This window comes from Desulfosporosinus paludis (assembly GCF_045689965.1).
In the GTDB taxonomy this organism is placed as follows: Bacteria; Bacillota; Desulfitobacteriia; order Desulfitobacteriales; family Desulfitobacteriaceae; genus Desulfosporosinus; species Desulfosporosinus paludis.
Genome location: NZ_CP144211.1, coordinates 475,178 through 491,889, shown reverse-complemented (window position 1 = coordinate 491,889; position 16,712 = coordinate 475,178). Strand labels below are relative to the sequence as shown.

Here is a 16,712-nt window from a genome sequence, read left to right as displayed (position 1 = left end):
ACCTAGCATCACATACCTATGGGTTAACTATTTACAAGAAAGTAGACTTTACCTTTAGTTTATACCTAGGGGGCAGGGGCTTATTAATCCTCGAAAAAGGGTTACATGGTGAAATATCGAGATAAGAAGAGGTGAAGAACCATTAATACCTATCCAATAAATCAAATCAAAGGTTTCTGCTACGATTTATTATGTGCTTGTGGAGTACCTAATAAAGATGCAGAGATTGTTGCATCCGTGATCATTAAGACGAGTTTAGAAGGTTTGGATACTCATGGGTTAAGCCGTTTGCCCCAGTATCTAATTAGCATGAGAAGGGGACGCATTAATCCGGTGGCGAACATCAAAATTCAAAAACATGACGCATTGGTTGAAATAGATGGAGATAACGGATTAGGTCAATTAGTTGCGGAAAGAGCCATGCATGAGGTGTTGAAAGTTGCTGAACAATATGGTATTGGTTTAGCAACGGTAAAACACAGCAATCATTTCGGGGCAGCGTCGTATTATTGTAAAATAGCTGCAGACAAACAGATGCTTGGACTTATCTTTACCAATGCACCATCTGCTGTGGCTCCCTGGGGCGGCAAAAGCCCTTATTTTGGGACAAACCCAATTGCCTTTGGAATTCCGGCAAAAGAAAATCCCGTGATTATTGATTTATCCTCGTCAGCGGTTGCCAGAGGTCATATCATCCTGGCAGCTAAAGAAGGAAAAACTATTCCATTAGGCTGGGCACTGGATCAAGATGGAAAACCGACGACTGATCCTCAAGAGGCCTTGAATGGTGCGCTCCTTTCATTAGGTGGGGCCAAAGGCTACGCTTTGGCACTTGGAGTTGAAGTGATGTCTGGAATTTTGTCAGGGGCTGCTTTTGGCGAAAAAGTGGGGTTCATCTATGATGACAGTCAAGATCCGGCCGATATTGGACATGCATTTATTGCCATTGATCTTTCGCGTTTGATGCCCATGGAGACGTTTTATCAGCGTATGGCAACAATGATCTCAGGAGTTAAAGCAGTCTCGCTGGCGGAAGGGTTTAGGGAAATTAGAATCCCAGGTGAAAAACGCCATAGTACTGCAGAAGAACGTTTAAGGAACGGAATCCCCATAAATCCTACCCTTTTAAAGGAATTGCAAGGAATAGCCCTAGAGCTCGGGGTGGAATATCAAGGAGTCTCCAGCATCGTATAACGAAAATTAACTGTATTATGGAAAACCGGTTTTCTGTTTTATTGCAGGCCGCAATGCACCTCCTGGTAAGAAAATGGGTCACGTCGGAGCTATCATACAAGAAAAATACTAAGTTATCTGTGGCAATCAAATGTTGGATTGCGTTGACAGATGTCCTTATGATTGCCGTTTATTTTACAATCTGCAACGAAATTAATTTGCCATAAGTATGATAAATTATGGACATTGAGATAAAATATCGACAAACTTCTAAGTATTACGTTACAATAAACTTGAGTGGATTCTGGAAAGGGTGATTCCCGTATCTGCTTAGCTCTCATCAATAATGATGGGAGCTCTTTTGTTTTTGGTTATGTTTATTCAAGTTTAGCAAAGTTACACTAAGCATCATAAAATGCAGTACAAAGAATTTAGATCTGGATTTCCTTATTAGGTTCTACAAAATAAACCTGAAAAGAGGGGACCTCATGATACTGGAATTAATTATCATGGAAATCGTAGCTGCCGCAGTATTATTTATCGATTATAAGACAAGGAAAGATTAATTGACGCCTTCAAGGGGGCGTTTTTCTTATACTAATCTAAGGCAGACGCTTTCGCCAAAAAATGCACCCATATGTACGTGGCTGTAGTGAAATTAGGCAGATAAGGTAATGATTAGAAACGCTAATACTTGTCACAAAGGTAATATTATCTCCACTGGAGAATAAAGAAAATAAAGGGGGGATAATATGAGTTTTGGTTTATCCGCAGAAGAAATTGAAAAGCTACTCTGTGGGAAAGTGATGGATGCAGAAAGCATTGCAGAGGTAATAGCAAAGAACAATAAACGCATTGAACTGGATATTGAAGAGAATAATAAGAAATTCTATGATTGTATAAAGCGTATGGTTGACTTAGAATTATTGTATTGATTTAAAAAAGGATTTTAGCTAACCTCTGAAAAATAAAATAGATAGCTAGTACCCTTATTTTAGGGTACTTTTTTAGTATTTGAGTCAAAATTGACCCCGGAGAACAAAACGGTTGATGTGCTTGATTTTATTGTCCTAATCGATCGCGTAAACTTCTTGTAAAACCTGAGAAAAATCTATGCCAGCTTTTTCGGCCTTTACATTGAGGCAGTTACACTGAGAAATATAAGTATGCATACACACCTAAAATGACTCAGCCAAACGTATAACTTAATAAGGAAGTGATTCAATTAATGATTTACTTTTTATTAGGTTGCTACGTATTAGCACTAATTTTGTTTTTAATATTCAACCATGCTGTTCACAAATATGACAATGATGAAGATTAGACTGATTTTAAGTCAACTCGACGCTAAGTTTAATGCTCTGGAATCTGTCTGGAAAACTGCAGGAGGTAGACTATTCATAAAATAAAACTATCAACAACATAGAAACATCATATCGACAAGAAAATAAAACGGTGATAGGCTAATAAATGTAAGGTACATCTCTTTCATCTTCCTCCCATCAGTGCACGGTGGGAGTCTTTTTGTGGACATTAATGCTATGAGCTCTTTATTATGGAACTGGAATAAATTTATAGCATCGTAAATAGCTTGTCTTTAAAGGAGGGGATTAGATGGAACACTTATGGCCTGAAGATATTAATTTTGAGAGAGATATTTTGATCAAAACTATTAATGTAAGCATAACTGTAAATCATTCCCCAAGTAGACACGTAGTTCACACCTTTGAGGTTAAGAATGGACCACATGCCGGAAGAAGGTACCATATTTTCTGTAACAAAAAAGGGTGTAACATTACGAACTATCGGCCAAACGATTATGATAAAATGCTGACTCAGTTAATCATTGAGGAAATGGATACAATCTTTGAACAACACAAAGGTAAAATTTATCTAGTTCCCAATAGCTATAGACATGAATTGAATTATAATTGAGCTCGCCTTGGAGGAAAGGAAATAAATTACCTTGATACGGCCAATTATTCGATACATGAGGGCACGTATATTTACCGGTGACATGCACAGGGGAATCCTTTCTACCATAAAATGGGTGTGATAAATCGAAAAAGAAAGGATGTCCATGATGCACTATATAGTTCAACAAGGAGATTCTCTGTACAATATTGCTATGCAGTATAATACAACGGTTAGACATTTGATGGATTTAAATCCTCGAATCAGCAATCCTAACAGAATTCAAGTTGGTGAAAGAATTGAAGTCGGTAATCAATGGGGTCTCAATCCATGGTGGGGAAATGAATGGCAAATGGGCAATGTAGAATATCAAAAGGGCATTAAAGAATATAAAAAAGGCCGCGCCGAGTATCGAAAGGGCCGTGCCGAATATCATAAGGGCCGTGTGGAATACTCAAGGCATCATAGTCGGTAAAGGGGTTTCTATTAGAAGCTGCAATAATAGGGAGATCACGGACTGTAGATTTTTAGAAGGATCGTAAAGTTACGATCCTTTAATTTTGGCACTAAGACACTAAGGCAAATCTCGAGGATATCATCTATGATTTTCTTTTCTACTAGGCATAACCCCCTATTAATGGCTCCTACGTTGGATGAGGAGATATAACTGATCTATCATTATCGAAAGAAAAAAATAAGCCCCTAATCTTTGTTGATCAGAGGCAGAATTACTATGGGGTAGACGGGCTGGATTCGAACCAACAGCTGAGAACAGGCTCGCCTATGTACTCAGCTACAAGCGTGTTCCCACCACGCCGCCGCCTAAAATATTATACTATAGTACCTAACAATTATTTCATTTAAAAGTTAGATCATGACCGTATGTATTTCAAACCGTCTATTCGCCCTCGCTGAAGCTGAATATCTCGAGCGCCAAAGGAGTAGTAATCTATTTTGCAGTAGAGTATGATGCACAGCCGGGAGATATGGCAGCCATCAAGGGCTATTTCCATGGCGTGCATACTGTGCTAACGGGTAAATTCCTGAATGGTCCCTATGGCTCATACGCCGTTATGGTTGCGCTTTGGGGGCACACAAGGCCAAAGTAAAGAAAAAGCTCTCGGCAATATGGCTGAGAGCGAGAATTTATCTTATAGTTTCTTACTTTCATCAAAAAACGGTATCGCCAATTACTGGGGAGCTCTTTGTTTTTCCTTGATTTTCAGCAGCATCGTCTTTTAATGCATTATAGGCCCTTTCCAACCTTGAATACTTATCTTTAAGCTCTTCTAACTCGTTAGCTAAGGTTTCCGAATCTTTTTTACTCAAAACATAAACCTCCTTAAAAAATATTATCTTAAAACAGTATTTCCGGAAGTGTAAGAAATATGTTAACGAGCATCTTTTTTTAATGCAATGTCGTTTCTCTTGAAGGATCATTTGATTTTTAGAAGTTTCCTATGGCCGAAATCCCAGAGTTTTGGCTATCTACGACTTTGCCAGTTGCATATTTTGTACACTCGCTCGTGGCATCCCTGGAATATCGAACCAAGCAATCATTTCTTTTGGGGCCATAACTATTTTCATTTATAAATCCCTCCAAGAACAAAATAACTGGAATGTATGCTCTGATCTCAGTAAAATAATTGCCCTTGGTAAAGAAAAATGACTTTCCACAATATATGCTTGCCCTGGCTATTGCGAGTTTCCCTTTTTATTATTATGAAAGTCTTTAAATTCAGACGCTCTACTTCGGCAATATTTGCACAAGCACTATGCAATAATTTAAGTGTAATCTTTCTTTCTTGAAAGGTACACCGTAAAACCTTAACCTTCTTCTAAGCTCCTATCTCGCCCGATAGGAGTTCTTTTTCTTAAAAATTTAGATTCCTCACTAGACTCGATGCAAGGATGATCCTCGGTTTCAATAATTTCAACAACACAATTGAAAGAAGGCAATGTTTTGGAAGATAAAATGCCGATTCTTTATCTAAAATGTCCTTATTGCAGAAAGGGGAGCAAGTGGGCAAGGATAACTTCGACAAGGGCTGCAACCTTTGTAGTTTTCAACTTCGGGAACATGACCGAGAAATCAGAGATTGTTTGTCCGGCATGTAAAAAGGATTTTCATTACTTAGACATTGTTAAGGCTCTCATCATTGAAATGACTGCGAATAGAAATCGGGCTTTATTTCCCATATAGTTTGCTAGCATATTGGAAAGTTTTCGATAACTATAAATAGCAGTCTGAATAATTAATTAGCGTGAACAATAAAGATTGTAACTACTTTCCTCATAGTTATTAGTTTCCTCATCAGTATCGATGGGGTTCTTTTGTGGATAATATATAACGTTGCCATAAAATAATTCAATTAAAACCATACAAATATACTATGTACAAAGTTCTAATGCAGTGGTAGTCTTTTCCTAACACCTCCATATAACCTCTCTTGGCATCCATTAACCCCTCTTTAAGCTCCCATTGGTAAGAATGGGAGCTTCTTTAATTAACAGTGACAATTAAACGTGTCCTATGTCATTCGTTCTCCTCGACAACCTCCTGTATCGTAAAAATCCGTTAGCAATTGGGACAAATAAAGCGTATATCCTTCTCGGAGACTAATTTTACCAGTTCTTAACTATGAGAGCAGCTTGACAAGAATTAGTTTTAGCGATAATATACAAATAAACCGACCGACGGTATATTAATTAAGGAGATGATATATATGATCACCAAAACTTTCATTGAAATCGTTATTATGATTCCTACGACTCTTGCAGCAGGTTTCTTGTTGGCTGTATCAGGAGTGATCCAAAAGGTAATGAATGATCTGGATGAAGTTTCATTCAAGTATTTTCTAACACGGTTGGAATATCGTGCGATGAGGTCACCGTTCGCCATGTCAGTCTCTTTGATTAGTTCAATCGCTGCGATACCTTATTGGATCATTTATGGTTTCAATAACTGGTGGTATACAGCAGGACTCGTTATGTGGTTTGTGGCTGCCATTGCCAGCAAGATTCTCAACATGCCGATTTACAAAAAGATAAAGGAATTGACGAACAGCCAGACGGAGGAGCTGAAAAATGAACGTCGAAAGCTGCAAACTGCAAATAATATACGAGCTTGGCTCACTTTCATTTCTGTTATCCTTATGGTGATTTCATTTATTTAAAAAATTCAAACGCATGGTGCCAAGCTGCCGTGCGTTTGAACTCCTTTATCTATTATAAAAAAATAAACGAGGAGAATTATGGCACGTATTATTAAGAAAGAGGATTATAACGCAAAACGTAATGAAATTTTGGATATTGCCTTGAAATTAATTTATTCCAAGGGTTATGAGAAGATGTCCATTCAAGATATTCTAGATGGGCTACAAATATCCAAAGGAGCTTTCTATCATTATTTTGATTCGAAACAAGCTCTATTAGAAGCTTTGGTTGAACGTGCGGGAAAGGAGGCTGCGCAAAGCCTCCTACCGATTGTTAAAGATCCAAACCTTTCAGCTCTCCAGAAATTTCGTCGTTATTTTGAGTTGTCTATTAATTGGAAAACGATGCAGAAAGATTTGATCATCAAACTTCTATCAGTTTGGTATTCTGACGAAAATGCAATAATCCGTCAAAAAATGATTTCCGCAACCCTCAAGCAAACTCCAGGATTTTTCGAGCCGATTATCCGCCAGGGTATAGAGGAAAAGGTCTTTACAACCTTTTTCCCAGAGCAGGCTGCTATCATTATCACAGGTATTGCCCTGAATCTTGCAGATACCCTTACCGATTTGTGGCTATCTCCTACTTCAGATTCATCTCGTTTTACAAAAACAGATATGATTTTGGACGCCTATTTCGACTCAATCGAACGTATACTTGGGGCCCCTTCGGGTTCGCTCAAGTGTTTCGGTGCAGATGCCTTTAAGGATTGGCTAACAGAAGAACAGTCGAATATCAAATCAAAATAATTAAAGGAGAGCCTAATCGCTCTCCTTTTTGATTCGCATATTCTTGTTTCGGGTGATTCCGCAAGAGGCAAGGTGCTGCCAAAATCCAAACTGAGTGAGGCACTGGCTTATTAATATGATTCGAGGATACTAAGGAGGGCAAATAGTGGTTTGGAGTTTTCAGGTATATCTGAAGTAGTATTCACGATTTATCCAATTGTTACTGAACTTCCAAGATGAAAACTTAAACTGTAAGGAATTCGTAGAGAGGAATCTTATGAGAGTAAAAAAACTTCTATTTTGGGTAATATCCTTTATAGTTGCTTTAGTTCTTATTTATAATGTTATGGTTATTTTCACCATTATCCAAGAGAAAATGTTTCTACCACGAGATTACATCTTGTGGACATTTAATTATCCAGTTTCTAGGCTATCAATTATCTATATTTATTATTTTATCTTTGCGTTTTTTGTTAAAAAGAGCGGTATTATGAGATACGCAAAGCGAAACAAAAAATGGTTCTATCCAATATTCATATTTTCTAATTCACTTCTGATATATGCTCTATTTTTCAATGTCAGTGTTGTCACAAGCAACAGTATTATTAACCATACCTTCTTTACGCCTCAAGGCAAGGTTTACCATTATCGCGATATTGTCAGCATAGATACAGGGGTATGTGAAAAAAGGCGATTCAATCCACTAGTACATACAAAGGGTGACTTTTACTATTTGATTACGTTAAAGGATGGAACGGCTATAGACCTTAATGATGTTGGTGGAACTAAAAACAATAAAGATATATACGAAACACTTGAGGAGATAGATAAGACTCTAGAAAATGCGCGAATAAACAAAATATCCAAGATTGAAACTTTTGAATACTTCAATAAGAACTTAATCTTTGCTGGTAGGATAAAAAGTATTTTAAATAATGATAAATATTAGAAAGGATTAAGGCTCGAAAAAGTGTAACTAGAGCACGTAAGTAATTTCAGAAGTTGATTGCACATGATGTTTGCTTTCGCTGGATGTGTTAGGGGTAGTAGCATGAACTGGTATTATTTATTGTCGAAAAATTATTTTTACTTGTTTCAGTATTAGCACAGGGATAGGTTATACTTTTTAATCTGTTTCCCTTGCCCTAATCGTATTTAGTTGACATTTATTACATAATCAATTGTTTTAGTTTTACCTACATTAGTAAATTGCACTTTAAAGCTCCCTGTTTGAGTAGCTTGAAAAGTCGATATTAGCTCTCCTCCTGCTCCGATGACACCAGGAGGCCCCCCTGGAACACCAGTTTCTTTAATTAATTTTATTTGGTCATTACTCGGAACATAAGTCCAAATATTTTCTGGGTTATCTGCTTGTTGAGTAACTACATTAAAATTTTGACCAACTTTTACGTTGATTGGTGCTGTACTCGAAGCTTGAGTAGTGGCAACTACTGGGTCTCCACCTCTGTAGGATACACTATATTCTACAGGCTGATCAGTTTTTGGGACAGTAAAAGTTACTCCTGCATAAAACTCGTAGAGTACTGTAGGTGTTACTGCTTTGCCTGATGCAGTCACTGTGAAGTCAGATATGCTAGACTTAACAATAGAAACTCCACGTATACTTTCAGGTAAAATAGCCGTACCACCGAGAGCAGTAACTGAGTCGGAAAATGTTGACAAAGTTACGGTAATAGTATCATTAAGAGCACCATCAACAGCACTGGCAGTTGTAATTTTGTCAGCATAAACATAAGTAGTGGGAGCATGAACTCCATCTGTGAGAAAAATCGGTGAGTTAGTCATAGCTGCTAGTGGTGCTCCAGCTAGAGCATCAATACCAGTTACACCGTTAGCAATAAAGGCATTGTCATATTTGAGGGAAGAGTTGAAATCTTGGATGACTTGGGCATTCGTGTCGTAAGCTGTGTTGCCCCAGTGACGAGATGGGGTTGGGAGCTTATCTTTGACAGCATCACTAATAATACCTGTCCCACCGATAATATCAGAAGAAGTGATACTGGGGTTAGCTAATAAATAATATGCCACATTAGCAGGAACGGTATCTTTGTCAGTTAAGAGGATTGGCTCGTTATTAGCAGAGGCAATCGATCCAATCGAGAGTGCATCCTGCAAACCATTGGCAATAGCAACTTTAGTTACGCCAGTCATTTGTTTAGCAATGTTCACGGACGTTTCAACACGGTCTTTTCCTCCAAGGGGGATAACTGTGATGCCCATTCCTGTCAGCTCATCGATTACACCTTGGCTGATAACAGCAGTTCCACTGGTTACATAAACGGTTTTAACATTCAGTTTGGTAAGTTCGGCTTTAGTGTCAGCATCGAGGCTGCTTCCTGCTCCGGTCAAAAGGATAGGAGCTTTTAAAGAGTATGCAAATGGACCTGCTGTCAAGGCATCAACCATCCCATACGAGGTTGAGGATGCAAGTATAGCTGTGCCAGTCCAACCAGTTTGATCGGCAATTTGTACTGCCGTTTGTGCAGCCGTTGTACCAGCTAAACGAGTTGGTATTGCACCTGTAGCAAATACATTAAAAGGAACCATTGAGAGTGCTAAACTTGAAACAACTAAAGATGCCAATACTTTGCTGAATTTTTTCATGAATAATCTCCTCTCAATTTTGGGTCTCTTCTATAACTCGTAAATGAACGATCTCTATCCTTACTTAGGGACGCCTCTTAACTTCACTAAAATGTGTAGCAATAATAGGTTTAAAGTGGGACTACCTGAATTATAGCACAGGAATTTGATGATACACGTATCATGGAATTTCCAATATATCCATATTAAAAGAATGCTAGTGCCTTTAACATAATACTGTACGATGCATTTTAGTCGGTCAACCGTGCCACTTAGTTTCAAGAACATTTTTTACGTTCTGGGTTATTGTTTTTGATGCTCATATTTAGCAGGAATATTTAGGAATTTGTTGAATTCTAGACGAAGAGAATTTATGGCATCTTGAACTCCAAGCTGTAAGGCAATTTTTACAAGGTTTAAGTGCATAAGCTAGATGGAGTAGGGGTAGTAAATTAAGGAAGGGTCATTGCTTTTAATAATAGCCACAATTACTTCAATGTCGTTCTTTATAAACTGCGTGTTTCTAATCAAATGAATAATCGAAAAAAGGAACATAGCCTTTCACACAATTGGCGGGTCAGTGATGCTTGGGGCTATTGTTTTTATTACACTGAGATTTATAACGATGAGATGATAATGGCAGTCGCTGAAAAGACTTTAGTACGTTGCATTCCTCTTATTGTGTGAAGTTAAAGTTAAGGTTGGGATAAATTTGAAAAAAGTTATGAGATGGATTGGTTTAGTTATTACCATTGTTGTAGTTTTCGCAATATCCATAAAGAATGTAGATTATAATTCCTTGGCAAATAAGAATACCAGAAATTTAGAACGGCTTTTATCTCAAAATACTTATTATGTAAATGGAAATGTAAAAAATTTAATTACTATTGATTATGATAAAATGTATGTTTTTCAGCCTTATCAATCACTGGATGAAATGGAAAGACAAATAGAATTTTTGAACGAATCAAATAGGAGAAAAACGATATGGTAAACCTCAATTTAAAAAATGATTACAGGATTGAATCGCTGACAATAGATAAACTAATATTGATTGAAACTTTGAACAGTAAATGTTCGGATTATTACTTATTACATGAAGGAGTATTGCCCTCAAAGAGGGAAGCATTGGAAATATTTAACTCTTTACCCCCAGGTAAAAACTATGAAGATAAGTTCACTTTAGGAATATATAAATACACAAATGAATTGGTAGGAATTATCGACATTGTGAAGGATTTCCCAGCTAATGGAGAATGGATGCTTGGATTATTGCTTATTGAACCAAAAGAAAGAGGTAATGGATTAGGTAAACTGATACATGAAGCATTAGTTCAATGGGCAATCACTTTAGAATCAAAATCTTTTCGAATCGGCGTGATTGAAGATAATTTTAAGGGGAAGAAATTTTGGTCTGATTTGGGATACATAAAAATTAGGGAAGCCACTGTGATTAATCCAGAAAAGACACATCTTGTAAATGTTATGACTTACCAAATAAGTAGACAGAATGTATGTTCTCATACAGGCGAAGGGGCATAGATTCATTTACTGGAATAATCCTAGGAGGGTCGTAAGTGAAGTACAAAATACCAGCTATTTTTATTCAAGAAATATGGGCACTATTCCTTGAAGTCTTGGTCATTGTGACTCCCAGTTACTATGCATTTAGCCTTCCTAACTCTGAAGGAGAAGAGATTATACTCATGCTTTTGTTCATAATTTATCCTGTACTTTCGATTTGCATAGGGATATTAACCTTTAAGATAAGAATGAGGGTATGGGTTAATGCAGTTATAACAACTTTGGTATTCTTGGGGCTGTTCGCGAGCTTGTACAATTATACTGCCTATAGTTATATCCCCTTTTATTTAATCCTCTATTTTATTGCCTTAACGGTAACAAAAAAACTTTCTAAGAATAACACTGTCAAAATATGAATTTTACGGAGTGATAGTGTTAAAGACCTCGTTCTTTACATTTGAGCGACGCTGCGCCGATATTGCAGTCGGCAAAGAGGGCAAAAATATAGCGGCAGTTAGTGCGAAAAGAGTCGTTATACTTTCTTTGCCACTTAATGCCTATCGCAAATGGGCCGATAAAGTGGAAGCAACGATTGAGGGTTTTGAACGAAGTAAAACGAGTGTTAAAAAAGATGGTCTTCTATTTTCAGTAGGAATATCAAAATTCAGCTCTACAACTTGGGCATTATCAACATATGGAAAAGACAATAATTTCTTGGACAATGAATTCTTTAATCACATGATTAAAGAAGAATTATCATCTGGAATTCATAAACGACCACAAAGAATTTCCGTATTTTATTGCACAAGCTTACTTTCATACCCCGTTAGGGTTACAACAGGATGGGTTTCGAGACGATACAGAAATATGCTATTGAAGGTGTGATTTGGTTCACTCCGGGTAAATGAAAAATGGGAAGACCGAAAAAGTCGGGAGCGATTGTTAAATATTATACGATATACAGAAAATGAAGAAGAAATCATGAGTATGAGTCCCCATTTCATGATTGTATCAAAGAAATAGTTAGTTATCTTCTAAATAAGGCTGTTCAGTCACTTCAAAGCGAAAGGGAGGGTACTTGTGAAAAGATTCATGGGTTATCTATTTTGTACCGTATTCGTTGGGGTCATCATGTACTGGGGATTCATCTTTGGTCAGAACTTAAGAATTCAAGCAGGAAGAACATTCCATCCGTTTCCTTTATATGTTTTTATGGCGTTATATCCCATAGTGATAGGAATGATTTTAGGAGTACCAGGCTTATTTCACCGTTTTCATCAAGAAGGGAGATGGAGAATTGATTGGCAGATGCTTCTTCCTTTGGGGATTCCGACTTTTCTAATAAATATTAATCTTTTGTTGCCATGGGTATTTCATAAGACGTTTCTTTTTAAATATGATTGGTACAAAATTATGCTATCAGACCCAGGATGTATTGATATCAGTGGGATTGTGTGTGGTTATGTTTTACTATCATCCTTGATTCGAAAACCTTCAGATGCAGAAATAGATTTATCCTAAGATAGGCGATTAATTTTCAAGTCGTAAAAAGAACGGATTTGAGAACATGGCGAAGAGAAAAATGTTTCAAGCTGTCGTCTTAATACTGTGTATCGGTCTTATTGTTCTTGGAATTGCTTATGTTTATCGAACTCCATACGGTAGTACGCCTGAAAAAGCAATCAATGTTTACTTGGATACTAGCACAAGCAGGTATCGGATATTGGAGGAAACGAAGGATTCATCTTTGGGTTCGAACTTCACTCGATATGTGGTAACAGTAGATTGTAATTACAATTGGATTGGTAGTAATGAGGGTAGAGTCGATGGAGTAAATACATACTTTTTCGATATAAAGAAGTCGAATAAAGGCTGGTATGTTTCTTCGGCTAATAGTGGTCCGTGAGAGTAAAATCTAGGGGTATAAAGCATATTGGATAAGTCAGCGTTTATTATTTTGGAGGCTATTCTGTGATTAAAAAAGGATTTAAGCTAGGGATGATGTTGCAGTTAGCAATAGGACCAGTATGTGTCTTTATATTCACCTTGGGAGGAAATAAGGGATTACTGACTGCTGAATTGGCTGTTTTAGGCGTTGCGATAATTGATGCACTTTACATATTGTTAGCGATATTTGGAATCGCATCGTTTATTGATAAGGAAAGGGTAAAGCAGGTACTTAAACTCTTTGGTGCAATAATTGTTGCGATATTTGGGTTACATATCATCGTTGGTACATTTGGATGGGAATTTTTGCCTAATGTGAGCTTATTCGACGGAATTAAAACACAAAACTCGTTTGTTGAAGGAATGGTTTTGACTGCATCAAACCCTTTAACGATACTATTTTGGGCGGGAGTCTTTTCAACCAAAATAGTTGAAGAAAAACTTACAAGAACTGATGTTTACTTTTTCGGTTTTGGTTCTGTATTATCAACGATATTCTTTTTGACAGTCATCGCGGTCATCGGTGGTATTACACGGCGATTTTTACCCGTTTTCATAATCTCAACGATTAATTTTACCGTAGGGCTAGCATTAATATATTTTGCTTTTAGGATGTTCTTCAAGAAGACTCAATAAGATTTTAATTCCAAAGGAGTGGGGAGATGTGAAATGGAGAAAGAATACGGTCCCAGCAATTCTTATTTTCAGCCTGATAATATTACTTGTAGGGTGTAATAAAGAAAACAAATCTCTTACTCTTAATGCTAATCAAACCACTTCTTCATCAAACAACATTAAAGCAAGTGAAACAGCAACCGCCATTTCTAAATTTATTAGTAAGGTTAGAGATGAAAGAGTAGTTACGGATTATGAAGTTTAAAAATAATTGCTTCGCATTTTTTATATCGAACAGCATAAAGTCAGGCCACTTTAATTTCGGACAGCATACCTTGGAGGTTTAGGTTCAATGAGTTTAAATAATTATAGAGATGAAGCTGGAGAATTCTTGAAAATAATTGGTGTAAAGAATGATATGAGTGATACCCAAAAAGTAAATATGCTCGAAGAAGAATTTAATATCTTAAAGGAAGTAATGGATAATCCAGATAGATTGAAGCATCAAATTTATGATATGTTATTTATACTTTTTGAAATAGCCTCTGCCCATCAATTTGATTTAGAGAGCGAATGGAATGAAGGGAGAAAAAGAAAAGAAGAAAAATATATCTCTGCGAGTAAAAATAATAAATCATGAATGGAAACCAAGTCATAGACTTAACCCTCACGCCAAGATGCCTGACAGGTTCGCCTTGTTAAATACCGGGCCTTGACGAAGGCGGGACTCTTGAGGTTGCCTTTTTTGTGGAGTTTGCTGGCTAAACGATTATCAATAAATATAAACTATTAATAATATACAGAAATTATATAGACAGGATATCCTGGAAGTGTTAGTCTTTTGTTGGTACAATCTTAGCATTTGTTTAACCTTCATCATTCTCATTTGGACCCCTGTATGTAGAAATGCAGGAGTTTTCTTTTGGGCAAATATGGGGGCGTTGCAAAACGAACTAAAATAGTTCGTAAGCAACGCCCCTTTTCCTACTAGAAACAAAACTGCAGGTCCCAAAGAACCCGCAGTTGTCGTATAATTTGAGTTATGCTAACAACCAAATTACACTCTAAAAATTATACTGAATTAAGTGGACACTATCAATTAGTTCTACCATTTAATTTTGATGTGTTAATACCGGAGGATGACTCAGTTCGACTGCTAAGCCACATTTTGGAGGGATTGAATTACGAAGCGTTGTATCAGGCCTACTCTTCCACTGGAAGAAAACCTGTAGTCGAACCCAAAATCCTGTTCAAAGTAGTAGCCTATGCCTATATGAACAACATTTACTCAAGCCGCAAGATTGAAGTTGCTTGTAAAAGAGACATTAACTTCATGTGGTTGTTGGAAGGATGCAAGGCACCAGACCACAGCACCCTTGCTCGATTTCGGAAGAACTATTTAAAGGAATCCATAGAAGACCTCTTTTTCCAAATGGTGACGTATTTACACAAGCTTGGGGAAGTAGAGTTTAAGAACCTTTTTGTCGATGGAACAAAAATTGAAGCCAATGCTAACCGTTATACGTTTGTCTGGAAGAAAGTCGTTACTAAGAATGAGACCAAAATGTTCTTGAAAATTCAATCCTGTCTTGAGGAGATCAATTTGACCTATCTAAAGGACTTCAAGGCAACCAAAGAAACGTTACTTAAGGACCTTAAGGCGGCCCTCTCCTACCTAGAAGAAAAACGTCAGCAAGAGCAGATTGAATTTGTCCATGGTATTGGAAAACGGAAATCAAAGCTACAAAAGTTTACAGAAGACCTGAAGGAATTCTATACCCGTCAAGAAAAGTACAACAGACATCACCAATTCTTCGAAGGAAGAAATAGCTACTCCAAAACCGATCCTGATGCGACCTTCATGCATATGAAAGATGACCATATGCGCAACGCTCAGTTAAAGCCGGCTTACAATGTTCAGATTGGCGTGGAAAGTGAATATGTAACAGGGGTTGGAATTTTCCAGGATCGTAACGACATAGCCACACTCATCCCTTTCTTAAACACGCTGGAATCTAAACTACAGGCCCATTATGAAAATGTTACTGCAGACTCTGGTTATGAGAGTGAGGAGAATTATCTTTATCTCGAAGGGAAAAAGCAGACCTGCTACATAAAGCCGCAAACCTATGAACAATGGAAAAAGAAACGCTTCAAAAAGGATATCAGCAAGCGAGAAAACATGGTTTACAATGCAGAAATGGATGAATACACCTGTCATAACGGAAAACAACTCAAACTAGTGGGAATTACCCATCGAACATCGGCAACGGGCTACCGATCTGAAATCACGATCTATGAATGTGAAGACTGCCGTGATTGTCCTTGTAAAAGTCAATGTACAAAAGCTAAAGGCAATCGAAGAATGCAAGTATCTAAAACGTTTGTGGCCAAACGCCAGGTATCGTACGGAAACATTACCACCGAAAAAGGGAGACTACTCAGAGTAAATCGATCCATACAGGTCGAAGGAGCCTTTGGGGTACTCAAAAATGACTATAACTTTAATCGCTTTTTGACACGAGGTAAAAACAGTGTAAAAACTGAATTTATGCTGCTGTGTTTTGGGTATAACGTGAATAAACTTCACGCTAAAATACAGAATGAACGAATTGGTAAACCCCTTCATCCATTAAAAACGGCTTAAAAAGGGGTCGAAAAAACAGTCTCATCTAGAAGGCTTATTTTGCTATACACAAATTTAAGTAGAAAATAGAGATTGAGCATTGCAATCAAACCACTTAATATTTTCCACAGTAAAAAGAAATGGGGAGCATCGCTTGCTACTTCAAAATAGTAGTTTTGCGACACTCCCCAGCATTTTCATTTTGGTGCGGTCGAGAGGACTTGAACCTCCATGCCCTTGCGAGCACTAGAACCTGAATCTGCCGTTTTATTTTGTCGTTAGTCAAAACCGTAAAAGCCTACGCACATCATGGTTTTGGACGTTTTAGAGCAATGTAAAATCTTGAGTTGTCTGAGTACGTTTAT

At 37.4% G+C, this 16,712-nt stretch carries 20 protein-coding genes and 1 pseudogene; 19 read left to right on the top strand and 2 right to left on the bottom strand.

Annotation, left to right across the window (positions count from 1 at the left end):
- The first annotated feature begins 141 nt into the window (after positions 1-141).
- The 5 genes from VZF35_RS02505 to VZF35_RS02485 all read left to right on the top strand — a co-directional run bounded on the left by VZF35_RS02505 (position 142) and on the right by VZF35_RS02485 (position 4,196).
- A complete protein-coding gene (locus tag VZF35_RS02505; RefSeq protein ID WP_407314412.1) occupies positions 142-1,194 on the top strand; it encodes an Ldh family oxidoreductase in 1,053 nt (350 codons plus the stop codon).
- Positions 1,195-1,925: 731 nt separating this feature from the next.
- Entirely contained in the window at positions 1,926-2,108 is a 183-nt protein-coding gene (locus VZF35_RS02500) for a hypothetical protein (RefSeq protein WP_407310668.1), read from the top strand.
- 679 nt (positions 2,109-2,787) lie between these two features.
- On the top strand, positions 2,788-3,108 hold the full coding sequence (locus VZF35_RS02495; protein ID WP_407310666.1) for a hypothetical protein: 321 nt from the start codon (positions 2,788-2,790) through the stop codon (positions 3,106-3,108).
- A 145-nt stretch (positions 3,109-3,253) separates the two neighbouring features.
- Positions 3,254-3,562, top strand: coding sequence for a LysM peptidoglycan-binding domain-containing protein (locus tag VZF35_RS02490; protein ID WP_407310664.1), 309 nt, complete (start codon positions 3,254-3,256; stop codon positions 3,560-3,562).
- 436 nt (positions 3,563-3,998) lie between these two features.
- Complete coding sequence (locus VZF35_RS02485; RefSeq protein WP_407314410.1) at positions 3,999-4,196, top strand: glycoside hydrolase domain-containing protein; 198 nt, start codon at positions 3,999-4,001, stop codon at positions 4,194-4,196.
- 61 nt (positions 4,197-4,257) lie between these two features.
- Here the strand turns inward: VZF35_RS02485 and VZF35_RS02480 are convergent, their stop codons facing one another.
- Entirely contained in the window at positions 4,258-4,416 is a 159-nt protein-coding gene (locus VZF35_RS02480; protein WP_407310662.1) for a hypothetical protein, read from the bottom strand.
- Between the two features lie 634 nt (positions 4,417-5,050).
- Here VZF35_RS02480 and VZF35_RS02475 point away from each other — a divergent pair.
- From VZF35_RS02475 to VZF35_RS02460, 4 genes are all read left to right on the top strand, one after another.
- Positions 5,051-5,290 carry a hypothetical protein gene (locus tag VZF35_RS02475; RefSeq protein WP_407310660.1) on the top strand — a complete coding sequence of 80 codons (240 nt, stop codon included), beginning with the start codon at positions 5,051-5,053 and terminating at the stop codon, positions 5,288-5,290.
- Between the two features lie 523 nt (positions 5,291-5,813).
- Positions 5,814-6,263 (top strand): hypothetical protein, encoded by a 450-nt coding sequence (locus VZF35_RS02470; RefSeq protein ID WP_407310658.1) that lies wholly within the window; start codon positions 5,814-5,816, stop codon positions 6,261-6,263.
- A 78-nt stretch (positions 6,264-6,341) separates the two neighbouring features.
- Entirely contained in the window at positions 6,342-7,052 is a 711-nt protein-coding gene (locus VZF35_RS02465; RefSeq protein WP_407310656.1) for a TetR/AcrR family transcriptional regulator, read from the top strand.
- 256 nt (positions 7,053-7,308) lie between these two features.
- Positions 7,309-7,980, top strand: coding sequence for a hypothetical protein (locus tag VZF35_RS02460; RefSeq protein ID WP_407310654.1), 672 nt, complete (start codon positions 7,309-7,311; stop codon positions 7,978-7,980).
- A 668-nt stretch (positions 7,981-8,648) separates the two neighbouring features.
- Here the strand turns inward: VZF35_RS02460 and VZF35_RS02455 are convergent.
- Positions 8,649-9,656 (bottom strand): annotated as a pseudogene (locus tag VZF35_RS02455) (cell wall-binding repeat-containing protein); the annotation flags it as partial.
- 658 nt (positions 9,657-10,314) lie between these two features.
- Here VZF35_RS02455 and VZF35_RS02450 point away from each other — a divergent pair.
- The 10 genes from VZF35_RS02450 to VZF35_RS02405 all read left to right on the top strand — a co-directional run bounded on the left by VZF35_RS02450 (position 10,315) and on the right by VZF35_RS02405 (position 16,368).
- Complete coding sequence (locus VZF35_RS02450; RefSeq protein WP_407310652.1) at positions 10,315-10,629, top strand: hypothetical protein; 315 nt, start codon at positions 10,315-10,317, stop codon at positions 10,627-10,629.
- Entirely contained in the window at positions 10,623-11,177 is a 555-nt protein-coding gene (locus VZF35_RS02445) for a GNAT family N-acetyltransferase (RefSeq protein ID WP_407310650.1), read from the top strand. The genes VZF35_RS02450 and VZF35_RS02445 overlap by 7 nt, the downstream gene beginning before the upstream one ends.
- A gap of 35 nt (positions 11,178-11,212) precedes the next feature.
- Entirely contained in the window at positions 11,213-11,575 is a 363-nt protein-coding gene (locus VZF35_RS02440; protein ID WP_407310648.1) for a hypothetical protein, read from the top strand.
- Positions 11,576-11,591: 16 nt separating this feature from the next.
- Positions 11,592-12,044, top strand: coding sequence for a hypothetical protein (locus VZF35_RS02435; RefSeq protein WP_407310646.1), 453 nt, complete (start codon positions 11,592-11,594; stop codon positions 12,042-12,044).
- 195 nt (positions 12,045-12,239) lie between these two features.
- A complete protein-coding gene (locus VZF35_RS02430) occupies positions 12,240-12,680 on the top strand; it encodes a hypothetical protein (RefSeq protein ID WP_407310644.1) in 441 nt (146 codons plus the stop codon).
- A 46-nt stretch (positions 12,681-12,726) separates the two neighbouring features.
- Positions 12,727-13,065, top strand: a complete 339-nt coding sequence (locus tag VZF35_RS02425) for a hypothetical protein (protein ID WP_407310642.1) — start codon at positions 12,727-12,729, stop codon at positions 13,063-13,065.
- A gap of 65 nt (positions 13,066-13,130) precedes the next feature.
- The gene (locus VZF35_RS02420; protein ID WP_407310640.1) at positions 13,131-13,742 is read left to right on the top strand and encodes a LysE family translocator; all 612 of its coding nucleotides are present in this window, start codon (positions 13,131-13,133) and stop codon (positions 13,740-13,742) included.
- Positions 13,743-13,770: 28 nt separating this feature from the next.
- Complete coding sequence (locus VZF35_RS02415; RefSeq protein WP_407310638.1) at positions 13,771-13,986, top strand: hypothetical protein; 216 nt, start codon at positions 13,771-13,773, stop codon at positions 13,984-13,986.
- Positions 13,987-14,073: 87 nt separating this feature from the next.
- A complete protein-coding gene (locus VZF35_RS02410; protein ID WP_407310636.1) occupies positions 14,074-14,361 on the top strand; it encodes a hypothetical protein in 288 nt (95 codons plus the stop codon).
- A gap of 402 nt (positions 14,362-14,763) precedes the next feature.
- Positions 14,764-16,368: an IS1182 family transposase gene (locus VZF35_RS02405; protein ID WP_407307550.1), complete on the top strand. Its 1,605-nt coding sequence runs from the start codon at positions 14,764-14,766 to the stop codon at positions 16,366-16,368.
- Positions 16,369-16,712: the final 344 nt, after the last annotated feature.

Excerpts from the sequence above, each read along its gene's own strand:
- VZF35_RS02500 (WP_407310668.1), top strand. The coding sequence starts at position 1,926 with ATGAGTTTTGGTTTATCCGCAGAAGAAATTGAAAAGCTACTCTGTGGG.
- VZF35_RS02495 (WP_407310666.1), top strand. The coding sequence starts at position 2,788 with ATGGAACACTTATGGCCTGAAGATATTAATTTTGAGAGAGATATTTTG.
- VZF35_RS02490 (WP_407310664.1), top strand. The coding sequence starts at position 3,254 with ATGATGCACTATATAGTTCAACAAGGAGATTCTCTGTACAATATTGCT.
- VZF35_RS02470 (WP_407310658.1), top strand. The coding sequence starts at position 5,814 with ATGATCACCAAAACTTTCATTGAAATCGTTATTATGATTCCTACGACT.
- VZF35_RS02465 (WP_407310656.1), top strand. The coding sequence starts at position 6,342 with ATGGCACGTATTATTAAGAAAGAGGATTATAACGCAAAACGTAATGAA.
- VZF35_RS02460 (WP_407310654.1), top strand. The coding sequence starts at position 7,309 with ATGAGAGTAAAAAAACTTCTATTTTGGGTAATATCCTTTATAGTTGCT.
- VZF35_RS02445 (WP_407310650.1), top strand. The coding sequence starts at position 10,623 with ATGGTAAACCTCAATTTAAAAAATGATTACAGGATTGAATCGCTGACA.
- VZF35_RS02425 (WP_407310642.1), top strand. The coding sequence starts at position 12,727 with ATGGCGAAGAGAAAAATGTTTCAAGCTGTCGTCTTAATACTGTGTATC.
- VZF35_RS02410 (WP_407310636.1), top strand. The coding sequence starts at position 14,074 with ATGAGTTTAAATAATTATAGAGATGAAGCTGGAGAATTCTTGAAAATA.
- VZF35_RS02405 (WP_407307550.1), top strand. The coding sequence starts at position 14,764 with ATGCTAACAACCAAATTACACTCTAAAAATTATACTGAATTAAGTGGA.